We start from the raw sequence: 15303 nt of genomic DNA, 5'->3' as shown, positions 1-15303 counted from the left end.
TACTACGCAATCCACGCAGACGCCAGCAGCGAGCGCCTGCTTCTCAGCGTGGTGGCAGCAGCCCAGCGCGGCGTGCGCGTGCGCGTGCTGCTGGACGACTTCCACAGCACCGGGCGTGATGCGCAGGTGATGCGGCTGGCGTTTGTGCCCAACATCGAGATGCGCATGTTCAACCCCCTCACGGGCGCAAGGGGGTCTCCCATTGGTCGCATGCTGGGCCTGCTGGGCGACTTCTCGCGCGTGCAGCAGCGCATGCACAACAAGCTGTTCGTTGCCGACAACGCCATGGCTGTGACCGGGGGCCGCAACCTGGGTGATGCCTATTTCGGCAATGCCGACTCGGGCAACTTTGTGGACCTGGACGTGCTGGCTGCAGGCCCCATCGTGCGGGACCTGTCGCGCAGCTTTGACAGCTACTGGAACAACGAGCGCGCCTACCCGGTGCAGTCGCTCATCACACAGGGCGAGCTTGACCACCTGCGCGACAGCATCCGTGTGGCCGACGAAGGGCGCAGACGCCGTGTCGCAGGCCAGGGTGGCACCAACGCCCCAGACCGCCTGCCGCCCGACATGGGGCCAGGCAGCACCGCTGCGCAGCGCGCACGCATCTGGAACTACGAGCCCATGGACCTGGAGCGCACGCCCTTAGTCTGGGCTGCGGCGGCCGTGCTGGTGGACCAGCCTGCCAAGATCCCGGCCGACAGCGCAGGGATGGGCAATGGGGCTGCTCTGGCCTTGGCAGCACCGCCGCCGGGCCCAGGCGCCAGCGCCACCGCAGGGGCGACCCCCAGCCCCAAGGCCGCTGCTGCCGCCTTGGTCTCGGGCTCCCGCACGATACCGGCGGCCGACAGCGCGGCAGCCTCCCCACCCCGCGTGCTGCCGACGGCCGATAGCGCCACCGCATCTTCCAACGGCGCGCCACCCGACAGCCCCCGCGCGAGCCCCGAAGCCACCGAGGCCCAAACCGACACCGTGGTGGACGGGCTGTTGCAGCTCATGGGCCAAGCGCGGCGCGACCTGCTCATCATCTCGCCCTACTTTGTGCCGGGGCCGGACATGGAGGCCGCCTTTGCGGCGGCGAGGGCGCGCGGCGTGCGGGTGCGGGTGCTGACCAATTCGCTGGCCTCCAACGACGCGCCCATTGCGCATGCCGGCTATGCCCGCCACCGGCCACAGCTGCTTGCCATGGGGGTGGAGCTGTACGAGATGCACAGCGAACTGCCAGGGGTGCTGCGGGGAGCGCTGGGCGTATCGGGCAGCATGGGCGGCGGCGCGGGTGCCGTGGGTTCGCAAGGCAGCTCGCGCGCCATGCTGCACTCCAAGCTGATGATCGTGGACGGCCGACTGCTGGCAGTGGGGTCGATGAACCTGGACATGCGCTCGCAGCGGCAGAACACCGAGGTGGCGCTGCTGATCCGCAGCACGGAGCTGTCTCGCCGCGCCCTCACTCAGATCGACACGGCGCTGAAAGAATCCGCGTGGCAGGTGCAGGCCACCGACCAGGGCCTGCGCTGGCGCGCCCCCGAGGGCAGCGGGCTGCCAGACGCCACGACCGAGCCCGACGCCAGTGCCCCGCTGCGGCTGATGCTGCAGCTGCTGGGCCCCCTGGCGCCCGACCACCTGCTGTAGCAGCGGCCTGAGACCCTGTCCTAAGCGCCGTGGGCGCTCTGGGCTTGCGCTTGCAAGTCCGCCACCCACACGGTGATCGCCCGCTGGTCCGTCATGGTGCGCACATGCTGGTACGCCACCTCGGCCTCGGCAAACCGGCGGCGCAGCAGGTTAAGCCATTGCTTGAGGCGCCCCGCGCGCTGGCGCGGCTCCAGGTCGTCGCACACCAGCTGCCAGAAGGCGGCCAGGTGTGGCACGAGATCGGCCCACACCACGGTGTCCGTGTCCGGCCGCCCAGCATCTGCGGCGCGAATGGCGCGTGCAAGACCAGGGTCCGCCACGATGCCTCGGCCCAGCATCAGCGCGTCGCAGCCCGACACTTCACGGCAGCGCTGCGCGTCGGCCACCGTCCAGATCTCGCCATTGGCCACCACCGGGATGGAGACCGCCGCGCGGATGGTGGGGATGTGCTCCCAGTAGGCCGGTGGGCGGTAACCGTCGGCCTTGGTGCGCGCGTGCACCACCAGCTCGGCAGCGCCCCCTGCCTGCATGGCCTGGGCACATTCACGCATCAGGTGGGTGTCGTTGAAACCCAGGCGCATCTTGGCCGACACCGGCAGGTGAGCCGGTACGGCGCGGCGTACCGCAGCCACCACGGCCACAATGCGCTCAGGCTCCTGCAGCAGCGCCGCGCCACCGCCGTGGCGGTTGACCACCTTGGCGGGGCAGCCGAAGTTCAGGTCGATCCCCTCGGGGCCCAGCGCCGCCAGGCGCGCCGCGTTTTCGGCCATGCTGACCGGGTCTGAGCCCAGCAACTGGGCCCGCACGGGCACCCCGGCCAAGGTACGGCTGCCGTTGCGCAGCTCGGGCACGTAGCGCAGGAACACCTTGTCGGGCAGCAGGGTGCCGGTGACGCGGATGAACTCCGACACGCAGCGGTCCACGCCGCCCACGCGGGTCAGCACATCGCGCAGCACAAAATCCAGAAGCCCCTCCATCGGGGCGAGCAGCAAGTTCATCTCAGGGGGACTGCTGGCTCGATGAGCCCTCTCCGAAAAAAGAGCCTCCACAGGCACTCAGCAGCAAAAATCAAAAAAAACAGCACCAAGCGCTAGTGCAATATGCCCAATCAGCTATCAAATAAGGAGCAATTGCGCAGGCATGCGGCGCTTGAGGCAGCGCCAGCCAGCCCACGATTGTGATGCAGGACATCCCAAGGGGTCATCACGGCGTCACGCCCGGCTGGTGGAATCGTCGCTCCAGAGACCGACCGCCACGGAGACACCCCATGCTGCTGCAAAAAACCGACAAAGCCCGCCTGGAACTCTCCCCTGGCGTGCGCACCCTGAGCCTGCGCGAACGCTCCCTGCTCCTGCTGGCCGACGGCAAACCGCTGTCAGACCTGCAAGCCATGTACAACGGCATTGGCGCGCAGATTGTCGAGAACCTGATGCGCCAGGGCTACCTGACCGGGCCGGCAGACCTGCCGCCCACGCCGGAGCCCACCGCCCCCTCCATCGAGCGCCCGGCACCGGGTGAGTCCCTGCGGTCGCTGGCCGGTGCGCGCATGTACCTGTTTGACACCTGCGAGCGCCTGTTTGCGCGCCGCGACCCCGTGCTGGCACAGCATTTCCGCGAGGCGCTGCGCGCTGCCAAGGACCGCACCAGCATGCTGGACGTGGGCGAAGCCATGTTTGAAGAAGTGGCACTCGCTGCAGGCGCCGAGCGTGCCGCCAGCCTGCGTGAGCGGCTGGACCAGTTGCTGCCAGCCAGCCCGGTGGCTGAAAACTTTGCCACTACGCAGCCCGCGCTGCTGGATTGAGCCGGTCTGTGCGGGTTCAGGCCGCAGCAAGCCGCCACAGAGACGTGACCTCGGCCGCACGCGCAGCGTGCAGCGCATCCTGCGCGTCGGCAGCCTTGGCATGCACCGGCTTGACGTCGTGGCGGCCACGCACCACCAGGCCCGCCTCGGCAATCCAGGCCAGCAGATGTTCGCGCGGGCGCAGGCCCAGGTGCTCGGCCAGGTCCGACAGGATCAGCCAGCCCTCGCCGCCGGGCTCCAGGTGTGCCGACAAACCCGCCAGAAAGCCCTTGAGCATGCGGCTGCCTTCGTCGTACACGGCGTGTTCGATGGGCGAGTTGGCGCGCGCCGGCACCCAGGGGGGGTTGCACACCACCAGCGGCGCCCGGCCCGGTGGAAACAGGTCCGCTTGCTGCAACTCGACACGGTCGAGCAGCTGCAGGCGCTGCAGGTTCTCGCGCGCACAGGCCAGTGCCCGGGGATCCTGGTCGGTGGCCACCACGCGCTGCACGCCACGGCGTGCCAGCACGGCCGACAACACCCCCGTGCCCACGCCAATATCAAACGCCAGGGCCTTGCTAGGCAAAGGTGCTGCTGCTACCAGCCCCACGTATTCGCCACGCACCGGCGAGAACACACCATAGTGCGGGTGAATGCGGTTGAGCGGCGGGGCACCCAGCGCAGGGATTTCGACCCCTTTCTTGCGCCACTCATGCGCGCCCACCAGCCCCAGCAGCTCGCGCAGCGTGGCCACAGAGCGCTCGCCGGTCGCAGGCCCCCAGGCCTCTGTGCAGGCCTGGCGCCAGTCGGGCGCGCGACGCAGCGCAATGCTGTAGTCCCCCTCCAGCGGAATCAGCACCGATGCCAGCACCCGCGCGCGCTGCGCTTGTGCCTGGCGATGCAGGTGAAACGCTTCGGCCGCCGTGGCCGCCGCCAGTTTCTGGGACGCTTTTGCAGCCGCCTTGCGGGGCTTCTTGTCGGCCCGGCGCATCAGCGCTTGCAGCAGGTGCCGCGCGTTCTGGAAATCACCCTGCCACAGCAACCCCGTCCCCTCACAGGCCATGCGGTAAGCCGTGTCGGCGGCCAGCGTGTCGTCAGCCCCCTCTACCCGGCGCGGCGCTGAGGCGCCACTCTCGGAGCGCCACAGGGCTTGCTGGGGCTGGCCCTGGTGGGTCCAGTGGATGGTGGAAGGATTTGTTGGCATCAGAGTCTGACAGTGCCGCGCACAGTCCGTAGTATGGGAAACAGGCGCGCGGCAGGCCGGGGATGCCGAGCAAGGGCCGCCCTGCAGCGAAGGCATCGTCCCCCTACCCGCGCAGCGCAGCGAAGCCAGAGCGGAGGGAACGAGCGCAGCGACGCAGGGGGGTGTCGTCGCACTTTATGCGTTGATCGGGCGCTTCAGGCGCACTTCTTCGATCTTCACGCCGCCGATCACGGCGGTCTTGGCAGTGGACAGCTCGCGCTTGAAGCCGGCCAGCTCATGAAAGCGCAGCGCGCGCTCATTGCGCAGCGGCACCCAGGCGGTGACGTTGGTGCAGCCTTCTTCTTGCAGGCCGTCACGGGCGGCGTCCCACAGGGCCAGGCCTACGCCCTGGTTCCAATGGGTGGGGGCCGCGTAGATGGCCCAGATTTCACCAGTGGTGGGGCGGGACTTTTCATCGCGCGAGCGGTCGTAGCCGACAAAACCGACGATCTTCTCGCCATCGACCGCCACCTGGACCTGGGGCTCGCAATATTCAATGGCCTCGCGCCAGTAGGCCTGGCGCTTTTCGACCGACATGGATTTCAACTGCTCGTCTGGCACCAGTCCTTTGTAAGCCTCTTGGGCAGAGACAGTGTGGATCTGGGCGATGGCTTTGGCATCGCGAAGCGTAGCGGGACGAACCTGGATACTTGACATGAAAAAACCGAACGAAAACGGGGAATGAAAAAACAAAAGGACCGGCATTGTCGCCGCAAACGGTTTTTCCACCCTGACAGGCGGGTAGCGCATCCCTGTCGGTCACGCCTCTCTGCCTCGCTTTTCGCCCCCCCACGCCCCGCATTCGCAGGGGCCCGCAGCCAACCCTCAGGCCATGACCATGGCGCCCGACAAGGCGCTGCCCGCAGCCGCAGTGGCCGCTGCTGCTGCGCGCTGCACCATCGCGCGCTTGTTGCGGGGGCGGGGCACATGCACTGCCGGTGGGGCGCCGTTGATGGCCGCGAGGCTGCGCACCAGTGTGACGGTGCGCGAACCGCCATCGCGGTCTTCGCTGGCATACGCGCGGTAGCTGCCGTTGCCCTGGCCATGGCTGCGCTGCACCGTATGGAACGCCACCCGTGCCCCCGTCACCCGGTGGCCGCCAAAGGGCAGCACCCGCAGGCGCGCGTCGCGGTCCAGCGCCAGGCCCAGGTTGCCCGGCCGGTTGATCAGGTCGGTGCGGATGCCGCGCCAGGTCTGCCCAGCGTCGGCCGAGAACTGCCAGGTGCCAGCCTGGGCGTCCAGGTGCTCGATCACCACGCCGGCTGCCGCCAGCATGTCGGGGCAGTGCTCCTGCACGATGAGCGCCACGCTGTTGCCCCCCAGGCCGGTGCCCGCATGGGCTGCGCCGGGGCTGGCCGCGGGTCGTCGTTCGCTGTGGTGCAGGCCTGCTGCGGAGGTGCTGGCGCCATGGGTGTGTGCATTGATCGTCATGGGAACCCTTTGAAAACGGAGAGTGGTTACGAAGGTTTGCGCATTGGTGCGCACCCAAAGTGCTTTTCAATGCTTGACGGAAAGTCTAGAAAGTGCACATCCGTGCGTCCATCGCACAAATGGACTAGCCCGCAACACCCGGTTGTGCGCAATACTTGCCTGTATGACTGCCCGTCTTTTGCTTGTGGATGACCACACCCTGTTCCGCACGGGGCTACGCCTGATCGTGCAGGACCACCCCAGCGTGGGCAGCATTGCCGAGGCCGGATCGATCGCCGATGCCTGCGCACTGCAGCAGGCCGAGATCGACCTGGTCCTGCTGGACATCCAGTTGCCCGGCATGAGCGGGCTGGACGGCCTGCGGCTGCTGCGACAGGCGTGCCCCCGGGCGCGCATCGTTCTGGTGTCGGCCAGCGTGGCACCCGATGCCATCCACGAAGCGCGCGCGCGGGGGGCCGATGGCTTTTTGCCCAAGTCCGCCAGCGCCGAGGACATCCTGGAGGCCATCAGCTGCGCGCTGTCAGGCCAGCCGTGTTTTCCGATCAACAGCGGCAACAGCGCCACGGTGCGGGGGCCCGACACGCCATCCCTCACGGCACGGCAGCTGGATGTGCTGTCGCTGCTGTGCACGGGCAGGCCCAACAAGGTGATCGCCCGCGACCTGGGGCTGAGCGAGAACACGGTGCGTGTGCATGTGGCGGCCATCTTTGCGCAGCTGGGCGTCAACAGCCGCAGCGCTGCGCTGCTGGCGGCCCAGCGCCTGGGCCTGTCCACCCCGCAGCTTCATGACCCCCTCTGAAACCAGTCCGCTGCCCCTCGAACCGGTGATACCACCCACACGCTGGGGCTGGCCGGTGTGGGAGCGCGACGAGGTCCTGCGCGAACAGGTAGCCCTGCTGCGACAGAACTTTCCGATGACGCTGCTGGCATCGCTGGCCACGGCCCTGGGCACGCTCTGGGTCATGGCCCGCGTGGCAGACACGCAGGCCATCACCGTATGGCTGGTCTCGCACACGCTGGTGGTGGCCGGGGTGTACCTCGCGCTGCGCAGCATTGCACCGTTTGTGGACCCGGCGCCGCAGGCCGCGCGCAAGCTCATCGCCTGCATGGCGGCCATGGGCCTGAGCTGGGGCAGCCTGGGCTATGTGGTGCTGTACTGGGGCAACTCCGACAGCGTCATCTACGCCATCGGCATCATCAGCACCGTCTCGTCGGGAGCGCTCGGGCTCGGCGCGCCACTGTACCGGGCCTACGTCACCTACCTCACCAGCGCCATCGGCGGCGTGATGCTGTCAGTGGCGCTGGCGGGCGGGCCCGTGATGTGGCCTGCGCTGTTCCTGACCGGGGTGTATTACGCGCTGACCTGCCTGCAGGCACGCACGGCCGACCGTGCCACAAGGCGCAGCATTGCGCTCAAGCTGGAAAACGAACGCCTGGTCAGCCAGCTGCGGGCCGAATCGCAGCGGGCCCTGGCGGCACAGGAGGCCGCCGAGCAGGCCGACCGCGACAAATCCCGCTTTCTCGCGGCTGCCAGCCATGACCTGCGCCAGCCCTTGCATGCCATGGGTCTGTTTCTGGAATCGCTGCACCGCAGCCCGCTCAATGACCACCAGCGCACCGTGCTGAAACACGCACATGCCGCGTCTGGCGCTGCGGCCGAGATGCTCACCACCTTGCTCGACTACTCCCGGCTGGAGGCCGGCGTGGTCAAGGTGCGGCCAGCCGCGTTTGCGGTGCAGCCCCTGCTCACCGCGCTGGAGCAGGAGTTTGGCGTGCAGGCCGACACGGCCGGCCTGGTGTACCGCACCCGCGAGACCTCTGCCGCCGCGTTTGCCGACCGCTCCCTGGTCGGCCTGGTGATGCACAACTTCATCTCCAACGCCCTGCGCTACACCGCCCAGGGCGGTGTACTGATTGCCTGCCGCACGCGTGGAAAACGGCTGGCGCTGGAGGTGTGGGACACCGGGGCGGGTATCCCCGAGCACCAGTGGGAACACATCTTCAAGGAGTTCCACCAGCTCGGTAACCCGGAGCGCGACCGCCGCAAAGGCCTGGGCCTGGGCCTGGCCATCGTGCAGCGCCTGGCGCGTGAAATGCGGACCTCCGTGGAGTTGCGCTCGCAGCCTGGCAAAGGGTCTGTCTTCAGGCTGTGGCTTGACCGCTGGCAAGGTGCGCTGGAGGACGATGCCACCACACCCCAGGACGGCCGCAGCCTGGTAGGCCTGAAGGTGCTGGCCATCGACGATGACGAGGCCGTGCGCCTGGGCATGCAATCATTGCTGCAAAGCTGGGGCTGCCAGTGCATGACGGCAGAATCCAGCGCAGACGCCCTGGAAGTCCTGGAGGACGTGACGCCCGACATCATCATCACCGACTTCCGTCTGCGCCATGAAGAAACCGGCAAACAGGTACTGCAGGCGCTGCGAGCCTACCTGGGAACCAACGTGCCCGCGATCATCATGACGGGTGACACCTCGCCCCAGCGCCTGCGCGACGCGCAGTCCACCTCCGCGTTGCTGCTGCACAAGCCGGTGTCCACCGGCCAGCTGCGCGATGCGATGGTGCAGCTCATCACCCAGCCGCCGCTGCCTGCTGCCAGGGTGGACGACGAACCGGAAGACGGTCAGACAGCACCCGGGCAACTCACACAAAGCACTACAACCAGCGGCGCAGCAGCCCCATGACCTGGTCGAACTTGGCCCCATAGGGCGGATAAAACAGCGAGCCCATGGCCCAGCGCGACTGCACCAGCACCGACTTCTGGTGGCAGAAGCGCAGGAACCCCTGCTCGCCGTGGTAAGCGCCCCAGCCACTGTCGCCCACGCCGCCAAACGGCAGGTTATCGTGCGCAATGTGCATCAGCGTGTCGTTCACCGTCACCCCGCCGCTCACGGTGCGGCGCAACACGTCGTCGCGCACGGCCTCGCTCTGGCCAAACCAATAAAGCGCCAGCGGGCGGGGCCCGCTGTTGATGTGGGCAATGGCATCGTCCAGGCGCTCATACGAGATCACGGGCAGGATGGGGCCAAAAATTTCCTCCTGCATGAGCTGCATTTGCGACGTGGCACCAAACACCAGCGTGGGCAGCATCTGGCGGCTTGCACCGTCGCCCAGCGTCCCCACGGTGGGCACCATAGGTTTGCCGTCGGTAGGGTCGATCGTGTGCACCTCTGCCCCTTGTGTTTGCGCCTGCTGCAGCATCGTGCGCAGGCGGGCATGGTGGCGTGGCGTGATGATGGAAGCGTAATCGGCGTTGCCCTCGATGGTGGGAAACAGGCGCACCACCGCAGCCCGGTAAGCCTGCGCAAATTCGCCCTCACGGCCGCGCGGCAACAACACGTAATCAGGGGCAATGCAGGTCTGCCCTGCGTTGAGCAGCTTGCCGTGCGCAATCTTGAGTGCTGCGTCCTGCATGTCGCAATGGCCGTCGATGATGCAGGGCGACTTGCCCCCCAGTTCCAGCGTGGTGGGTGTCAGGTTCTGCGCTGCCGCCTGCGCCACCTTGCGGCCCACCGCCGTGGAGCCTGTGAACACCAGATGATCGAAAGGCAACGAGGCAAACAAGGCGGACAGGTTGGCGTCTCCCTGCACCACACAGAATTCGTCGGGGGCAAAGAACTGCGCCACCAGTAGCGCCAATTGGGCCGAGGTATGGGGCGTCAACTCGCTGGGCTTGAGCATCACGCGGTTGCCCGCTGCCAGCGCGGTGATGGCGGGTGCCAGGGCCAGTTGCACCGGGTAATTCCACGGTGCAATCACCCCCACCACCCCCATGGGCTGGCGCTGGATGAAGGCGTGGGCCGGCTGAAGGTGAATCGGCGTATGCACCTTTCGGGGCTTGACCCACTTTGCCAAGTGGCGCAGCGTGTGCGACAGCAAGGTGCGCAGCACCAAGAAGTCTGCCACCTCCGTGAGGCGGGGTGACCGCATGCCAAAGTCGGCCTGCACGGCCGCCGCGAGCACAGGCCCATTCTCATCGAGCAACTTGCGCAAGCGCAGCAAACGCTCTCGCCGCACGAGCAGCGGCACGTCCACGTGCGCACGGCTGGCCTGGAACTGAAGATCGAAATGTGCGCGGATATCGGCTGGTGTCATGGATGGATGATAGGAGACACCCCGATGGGCGCGTCACAAAAAGGCAGACGCCCTAGGGTTGATGCCCGTTGGCTTACGCTCGTACCGCGGGACTCTCATGAGATGAGGTTGGTGGCAGCCAAAGTGCAGCGGCCGCCGCATCAACGCACTTCGCGTGCTTCTACGTCTGTGACCTGTGCCGCCCCCGGCAGGATGCCGCCACGGCGCGATGCGGCGGCGTCTTCACTGGCGCCTTCAGGTGCACTATTGCCGCGGCGGCCAGCAGACCACCGCTGCGTAGACCGAAAGACCGTGCTGAAGCCTGTGCGTGGGTCCACACCCATCACCCACGGAGTCACCGGTCGTCCTGTCAGGCGCGCCCAGCCTGCACGCAGCACCCACACCAGCGCAAGCAACATGGCCGCGACCAAAAGGCTGGCAAACAGGACCAACCCCATGGCAATGACGACCAGACGCAACAGAAAGCTCACGACACCCGCAACAAAATCATTCAAACGACACCTCTCCTTCACAACTTGGGATGCAGATTGGGGTGCTGAATCACACCGCAACCGCCTCCCGAGCCCACATCAATCTTGCGGGACGACTCCGAACTGGAACACACCAGGCTCCAGGACAGGGTTGACGGTGACCGGAATCACACTCTTGGGCGGGAATCGCCCTTCCAGCAACAGCTTGGACAGCGGATTCTCTATGCGCTGCTGGATCGCCCGCTTGAGCGGCCGTGCGCCAAACACGGGGTCGAACCCCACCTTGGCCAATTCTGCCAAGGCAGCGTCGGACACCTGCAACTCCAAATCCATCTTCGCCAACCGGGATTGCAACAGCTGCAACTGGATCTTGGCAATCGAGGCAATGTGCTGGGCATCCAGCGCATGGAACACCACGGTCTCATCGATGCGATTGAGGAACTCAGGCCGGAAGTGGTTCTTGAGTTCACCCCAGACGGCTTCCTTGATGTCTTCCGAATCCTGCCCCACCATGGCCTGGATCAGATGCGAGCCGATGTTGCTCGTCATCACGATCACCGTGTTCTTGAAGTCCACGGTGCGGCCCTGGCCGTCGGTCAGGCGGCCGTCGTCCAGCACCTGCAGCAACACGTTGAAGACGTCGGGGTGGGCCTTCTCCACCTCGTCGAGCAGCAACACGCTGTAGGGCTTGCGGCGCACGGCCTCGGTCAGGTAGCCGCCCTCCTCGTAGCCCACATAGCCGGGCGGCGCACCGATCAGACGGGCCACCGAGTGTTTCTCCATGAACTCGCTCATGTCGACACGGATCAGGTGGTCTTCGCTGTCAAACAGGAAGCCCGCGAGCGCCTTGCACAGCTCGGTCTTGCCCACGCCCGTGGGGCCGAGGAACAGGAACGATCCGGTGGGCCGATTGGGGTCACTCAGCCCTGAGCGCGAACGGCGAATCGCATTGGCCACTGCGGCAATCGCCTCTTGCTGGCCCACCACACGCTCGTGCAGCTTGGACTCCATCTGCAGGAGCTTGTCTTTTTCGCCCTGCATCATCTTGGCCACGGGAATGCCCGTAGCGCGACTCACCACTTCAGCGATTTCTTCAGCGCCCACCTGCGTGCGCAGCAGGCGGCGCGTGGCGGGCGCGCCGTCCTTGCCAGCCTCTTGCGCTTGGGCTTCCTTCAACTGCTTTTCCAGCTCAGGCAGTTTGCCGTATTGCAGCTCGGCCACCTTGTTGAAGTCACCTTTGCGAGTGAATTCCTCGATCTGAAACTTGAGCTTGTCGATGGCCTCGCGCACATGAGCGCTACCTTGCGCCTGGGCCTTTTCAGACTGCCAGATCTCGTCGTAGTCGGCGATTTCCTTTTGCAGCTTGGTGATCTCCTCCTCGATGAGCGCAAAGCGCTTTTGTGAGGACTCGTCCTTCTCGCGGCGCACCGCTTCGCGCTCAATCTGCAGCTGAATCAGGCGGCGGTCGAGCTTATCCATCACCTCAGGCTTGGAGTCCATCTCGATCTTGATCTTGGACGCGGCCTCATCGATCAAGTCGATCGCCTTGTCCGGCAGGAAGCGATCCGTGATGTAGCGATTACTCAGCTCGGCCGCAGCGACGATCGCTGGGTCGGTAATGTCCACGCCGTGGTGGACCTCATATTTTTCCTGCAGACCGCGGAGGATGGCAATGGTCGCCTCCACGGTGGGCTCGCCGACCAGGATCTTCTGGAAGCGCCGCTCCAGTGCTGCATCCTTTTCGATGTACTTGCGGTATTCGTCGAGTGTGGTGGCCCCCACGCAGTGCAGCTCGCCGCGCGCCAGCGCGGGCTTGAGCATGTTGCCCGCGTCCATCGCGCCCTCGCCCTTGCCCGCGCCCACCATGGTGTGCAGCTCGTCGATAAAGACGATGGTCTGACCTTCGTCCTTGGCCAGTTCGTTGAGCACGCTTTTCAGGCGCTCTTCAAACTCGCCCCGGAACTTGGCACCCGCAAGCAGCGCAGCCATGTCGAGGCTGAGCACGCGCTTGCCCTTGAGGCTCTCGGGTACTTCGCCCGCCACAATGCGCTGGGCCAGGCCTTCTACGATGGCGGTCTTGCCCACGCCGGGTTCGCCGATCAGCACGGGGTTGTTCTTGGTGCGGCGCTGCAGCACCTGGATGGCACGGCGGATTTCGTCGTCGCGGCCAATCACGGGGTCCAGCTTGCCAAGACGAGCGCGCTCGGTGAGATCCAGGCAGTACTTGGCCAGAGCACCGCGCTGGCCTTCGGCCTCTGCACTGTCCATCTTCTGCCCGCCGCGCACGGCGTCGATGGCAGCCTCCAGGCTCTTGCGCGTGAGGCCGTTGTCCTTGGCGATCTTGGCGGCTTCGCCCTTGCTATCGATCACGGCGAGCAAAAACAGCTCGCTGGCGATGAACTGGTCACCGCGCTTGATGGCCTCTTTCTCGGTGGCCTGGAGCACACGCCCCAGCTCAGGGCCGCCTTGTACCTGGTCGTTGCCCTCCACCTGAGGCAGGCGCTTAACCGCCGCCTCGGCCCCCGCCAGCAGGCCGGGCACATTGGCGCCCGCACGCTGCAGCAGCGCCTTCGGGCCATCGTCCTGTTGCAGCATGGCCTGCAGCACATGTACCGGCTCGATGTAGGCGTGGTCATTGCCTAGTGCAATGCTCTGTGCATCGCTCAAGGCTTCCTGGAATTTGGTGGTGAATTTGTCGAGACGCATGGTCTATGTCCTCCGAGTTGCATTGAACTTGAGGCAAGGGGAGCCTGATTTCAAGACAGTGCGTCGGTGGATGATTGATATGTATCAGCCAGGTGCTACACATTACGACCATGCTCAGGCAACTTCACTGTTACCCAGGCCTATTACCGCCATTCACCCTCAGCGGGGGCGGCAATCGACCAACAGCCAAAAAAACACCCATTGCCCATAGCCGCTTCTAGGAACTTATTAATGCCGTCAGCCCCTGTACTTTGCCATGTGTCCTAGTTAGGGAAAAGACTGTAAATAAAGCATATCTGCATCACCACAAAAAAACGCGCATACGCTCAAAGCAATGCTGCATGACTGGGCATGGTCTCAGAATGATGCCGCTCATCCCAGCCTCAAGCCCACTTGTCATGGACTCCTTGGCTACCCCCCGCGACTTTCATACCATGTCAACATGTATGCATTGACACGCTGCCACACAGCCTGCACGCCGGTAAAAACCTATCCTCCCGCAGGGCAACAGGGATTCACCGCCATTGAACTCATGGTAGTGATCATGATCATCGCCGTTTTGGCCGCCCTGGCGGGTCCCAGCTTCACACCCTTGATGGAAAGATGGCGCGTGCGCGACGCAGCCGAAGCACTGACTTCCAGTTTGTATCTAGCCCGTTCTGAGGCGATCAAACGCGGCGGAGGTGTCACCATAGATGCAACTGGTGGCTGGAATGTCGGCTGGAAGGTAATTCATACCCAGAACGGGGCTGTGACAGACATACGAATCCATGCAGCTCCGACAAGAGTCTCCATAACTCAGAGCAATAACAAAACAGTCGTCTATGCAGACCGTTGGGGAATGCTTGCAGAAAGCAGCGGTGCCGCCGCGGTTGCGATGAATTTTTTGGTTTACCCAGAAGGTAAATCCCAAACTGATACTGCTGCGATACGGTTGTGCGCCAGCGCGAGTGGACGCATCATCCAAGTCAAGCATGGAGCGGCCTGCCCAGCATGATGTGGGCCCTAATCAATTCATGAAAATCCACACTTGTCTAGTGTCCCGAAGCCTCCTCCTTCGTGCTGGAGGGTTTACTGCCATAGAGTTAATGGTCGCCTTGGGCATCATGGCAGTGCTTGCAGGTTTGGCGACTCCTTCGTTCACTCTGATGATAGAGAGCTGGCGAGTGCGCGATGCAACTGAATCACTGCGGTCATCTTTGCTAATGGCGCGCTCTGAGGCCATCAAGCGCGGCGGTCAAGTAGCAATACAAAAATTGCCAAATAATACTAACGGCTGCACGACCGCCACTGGAAACCGCGATTGGGATTGCGGTTGGATCATTTGCCTAGATACCAACAGTAATGGAGCCTGTGGCAACACAGAGCCTGTGCTCCAGCGCGTCGAAACACCCGCTCGGGTACAAGTCACCCGTACCGGCGGCGGTAACAGCATCAAACTCAACCGATGGGGTTTAGTCGACGGGACTTGGCCAGGTTTCAGTTTGGTGCCGCTGGACAAAAGTACTGCCCACCCAGGTGCACGCGGCGTCTGTATGAGCTCAGGCGGACGCATTCGCATACTCCCCCCGGAAGCCATTCCATGTCCCAATTAAGTTCTTTCACCCCCTTTGTCAAAATTCAGCGTGGTATCAGCCTGATCGAATCTCTCGTTGCCATTGTTGTGATGGCGCTGGGCATTTTGGGCATTCTTGGCGTTCAAATGCGCACACTCTCAGACACATCCACCTCAGTGCGTCGTGCACAGGCCATACGGCTGATCGAAGATTTGGGTGAGCGCATGAAAACCAATCCCAGCGCACTAGCAAACCTTAACTCCTATGTTTCCAATTTCGCTGCAACCCCCACGGTCGGTAGCTGCACTACCGGTTGCGACCAAGCGCAATTAGCAGCCTATGACTTGGCCGTCTGGAAAAGGGGTGTACGAGAGAACCTCCCTTTAGGCAAAG

General features: G+C 64.6%; 14 protein-coding genes. 7 read left to right on the top strand and 7 right to left on the bottom strand.

From position 1 onward, the window contains the following. Positions 1–1629: phospholipase D family protein (locus ISS20_RS18190; protein ID WP_291438332.1), on the top strand; the 1629-nt coding region annotated here is incomplete at its 5' end. 20 nt (positions 1630–1649) lie between these two features. Here the strand turns inward: ISS20_RS18190 and ISS20_RS18185 are convergent. Beyond that, positions 1650–2627: a tRNA-dihydrouridine synthase gene (locus ISS20_RS18185; RefSeq protein WP_291438331.1), complete on the bottom strand. Its 978-nt coding sequence runs from the start codon at positions 2625–2627 to the stop codon at positions 1650–1652. Positions 2628–2896: 269 nt separating this feature from the next. Here ISS20_RS18185 and ISS20_RS18180 point away from each other — a divergent pair, with 269 nt between their 5' ends. Continuing rightward, complete coding sequence (locus ISS20_RS18180) at positions 2897–3430, top strand: hypothetical protein (protein WP_056064929.1); 534 nt, start codon at positions 2897–2899, stop codon at positions 3428–3430. A gap of 16 nt (positions 3431–3446) precedes the next feature. On the opposite strand, the gene ISS20_RS18175 is transcribed toward ISS20_RS18180, so the two are convergent. From ISS20_RS18175 to ISS20_RS18165, 3 genes are all read right to left on the bottom strand, one after another. Further along, positions 3447–4613, bottom strand: coding sequence for a class I SAM-dependent methyltransferase (locus ISS20_RS18175; protein ID WP_291438330.1), 1167 nt, complete (start codon positions 4611–4613; stop codon positions 3447–3449). Between the two features lie 174 nt (positions 4614–4787). Further along, positions 4788–5309 carry a GNAT family N-acetyltransferase gene (locus ISS20_RS18170; RefSeq protein WP_056065189.1) on the bottom strand — a complete coding sequence of 174 codons (522 nt, stop codon included), beginning with the start codon at positions 5307–5309 and terminating at the stop codon, positions 4788–4790. A 168-nt stretch (positions 5310–5477) separates the two neighbouring features. Then, on the bottom strand, positions 5478–6083 hold the full coding sequence (locus ISS20_RS18165; protein ID WP_291438329.1) for a hypothetical protein: 606 nt from the start codon (positions 6081–6083) through the stop codon (positions 5478–5480). A gap of 163 nt (positions 6084–6246) precedes the next feature. Here ISS20_RS18165 and ISS20_RS18160 point away from each other — a divergent pair, with 163 nt between their 5' ends. Further along, positions 6247–6882, top strand: a complete 636-nt coding sequence (locus ISS20_RS18160) for a response regulator transcription factor (RefSeq protein ID WP_099730786.1) — start codon at positions 6247–6249, stop codon at positions 6880–6882. After that, entirely contained in the window at positions 6869–8767 is a 1899-nt protein-coding gene (locus tag ISS20_RS18155; protein WP_291438328.1) for an ATP-binding protein, read from the top strand. The genes ISS20_RS18160 and ISS20_RS18155 overlap by 14 nt, the downstream gene beginning before the upstream one ends. On the opposite strand, the gene ISS20_RS18150 is transcribed toward ISS20_RS18155, so the two are convergent. From ISS20_RS18150 to clpB, 3 genes are all read right to left on the bottom strand, one after another. Continuing rightward, the gene (locus ISS20_RS18150) at positions 8739–10178 is read right to left on the bottom strand and encodes a coniferyl aldehyde dehydrogenase (RefSeq protein WP_291438327.1); all 1440 of its coding nucleotides are present in this window, start codon (positions 10176–10178) and stop codon (positions 8739–8741) included. The genes ISS20_RS18155 and ISS20_RS18150 overlap by 29 nt on opposite strands. Before the next feature lie 140 nt (positions 10179–10318). Continuing rightward, positions 10319–10672 (bottom strand): hypothetical protein, encoded by a 354-nt coding sequence (locus tag ISS20_RS18145; RefSeq protein WP_099730789.1) that lies wholly within the window; start codon positions 10670–10672, stop codon positions 10319–10321. A 75-nt stretch (positions 10673–10747) separates the two neighbouring features. Continuing rightward, positions 10748–13354 (bottom strand): ATP-dependent chaperone ClpB, encoded by a 2607-nt coding sequence (clpB, locus tag ISS20_RS18140; RefSeq protein ID WP_291438326.1) that lies wholly within the window; start codon positions 13352–13354, stop codon positions 10748–10750. 442 nt (positions 13355–13796) lie between these two features. On the opposite strand from clpB, the gene ISS20_RS18135 reads away from it, so the two are divergent. From ISS20_RS18135 to pilV, 3 genes are all read left to right on the top strand, one after another. Beyond that, positions 13797–14351 carry a GspH/FimT family pseudopilin gene (locus tag ISS20_RS18135; RefSeq protein WP_291438325.1) on the top strand — a complete coding sequence of 185 codons (555 nt, stop codon included), beginning with the start codon at positions 13797–13799 and terminating at the stop codon, positions 14349–14351. Beyond that, positions 14329–14949 carry a GspH/FimT family pseudopilin gene (locus tag ISS20_RS18130; protein WP_366828454.1) on the top strand — a complete coding sequence of 207 codons (621 nt, stop codon included), beginning with the start codon at positions 14329–14331 and terminating at the stop codon, positions 14947–14949. The genes ISS20_RS18135 and ISS20_RS18130 overlap by 23 nt, the downstream gene beginning before the upstream one ends. Beyond that, positions 14937–15303: type IV pilus modification protein PilV (gene pilV / locus ISS20_RS18125; RefSeq protein WP_291438323.1), on the top strand; the 367-nt coding region annotated here is incomplete at its 3' end. The genes ISS20_RS18130 and pilV, both read left to right, overlap by 13 nt.

It is taken from the genome of Acidovorax sp. (assembly GCF_016783915.1).
In the GTDB taxonomy this organism is placed as follows: Bacteria; Pseudomonadota; Gammaproteobacteria; order Burkholderiales; family Burkholderiaceae_C; genus Acidovorax.
This window is presented reverse-complemented; position numbering and strand designations above follow the sequence as displayed.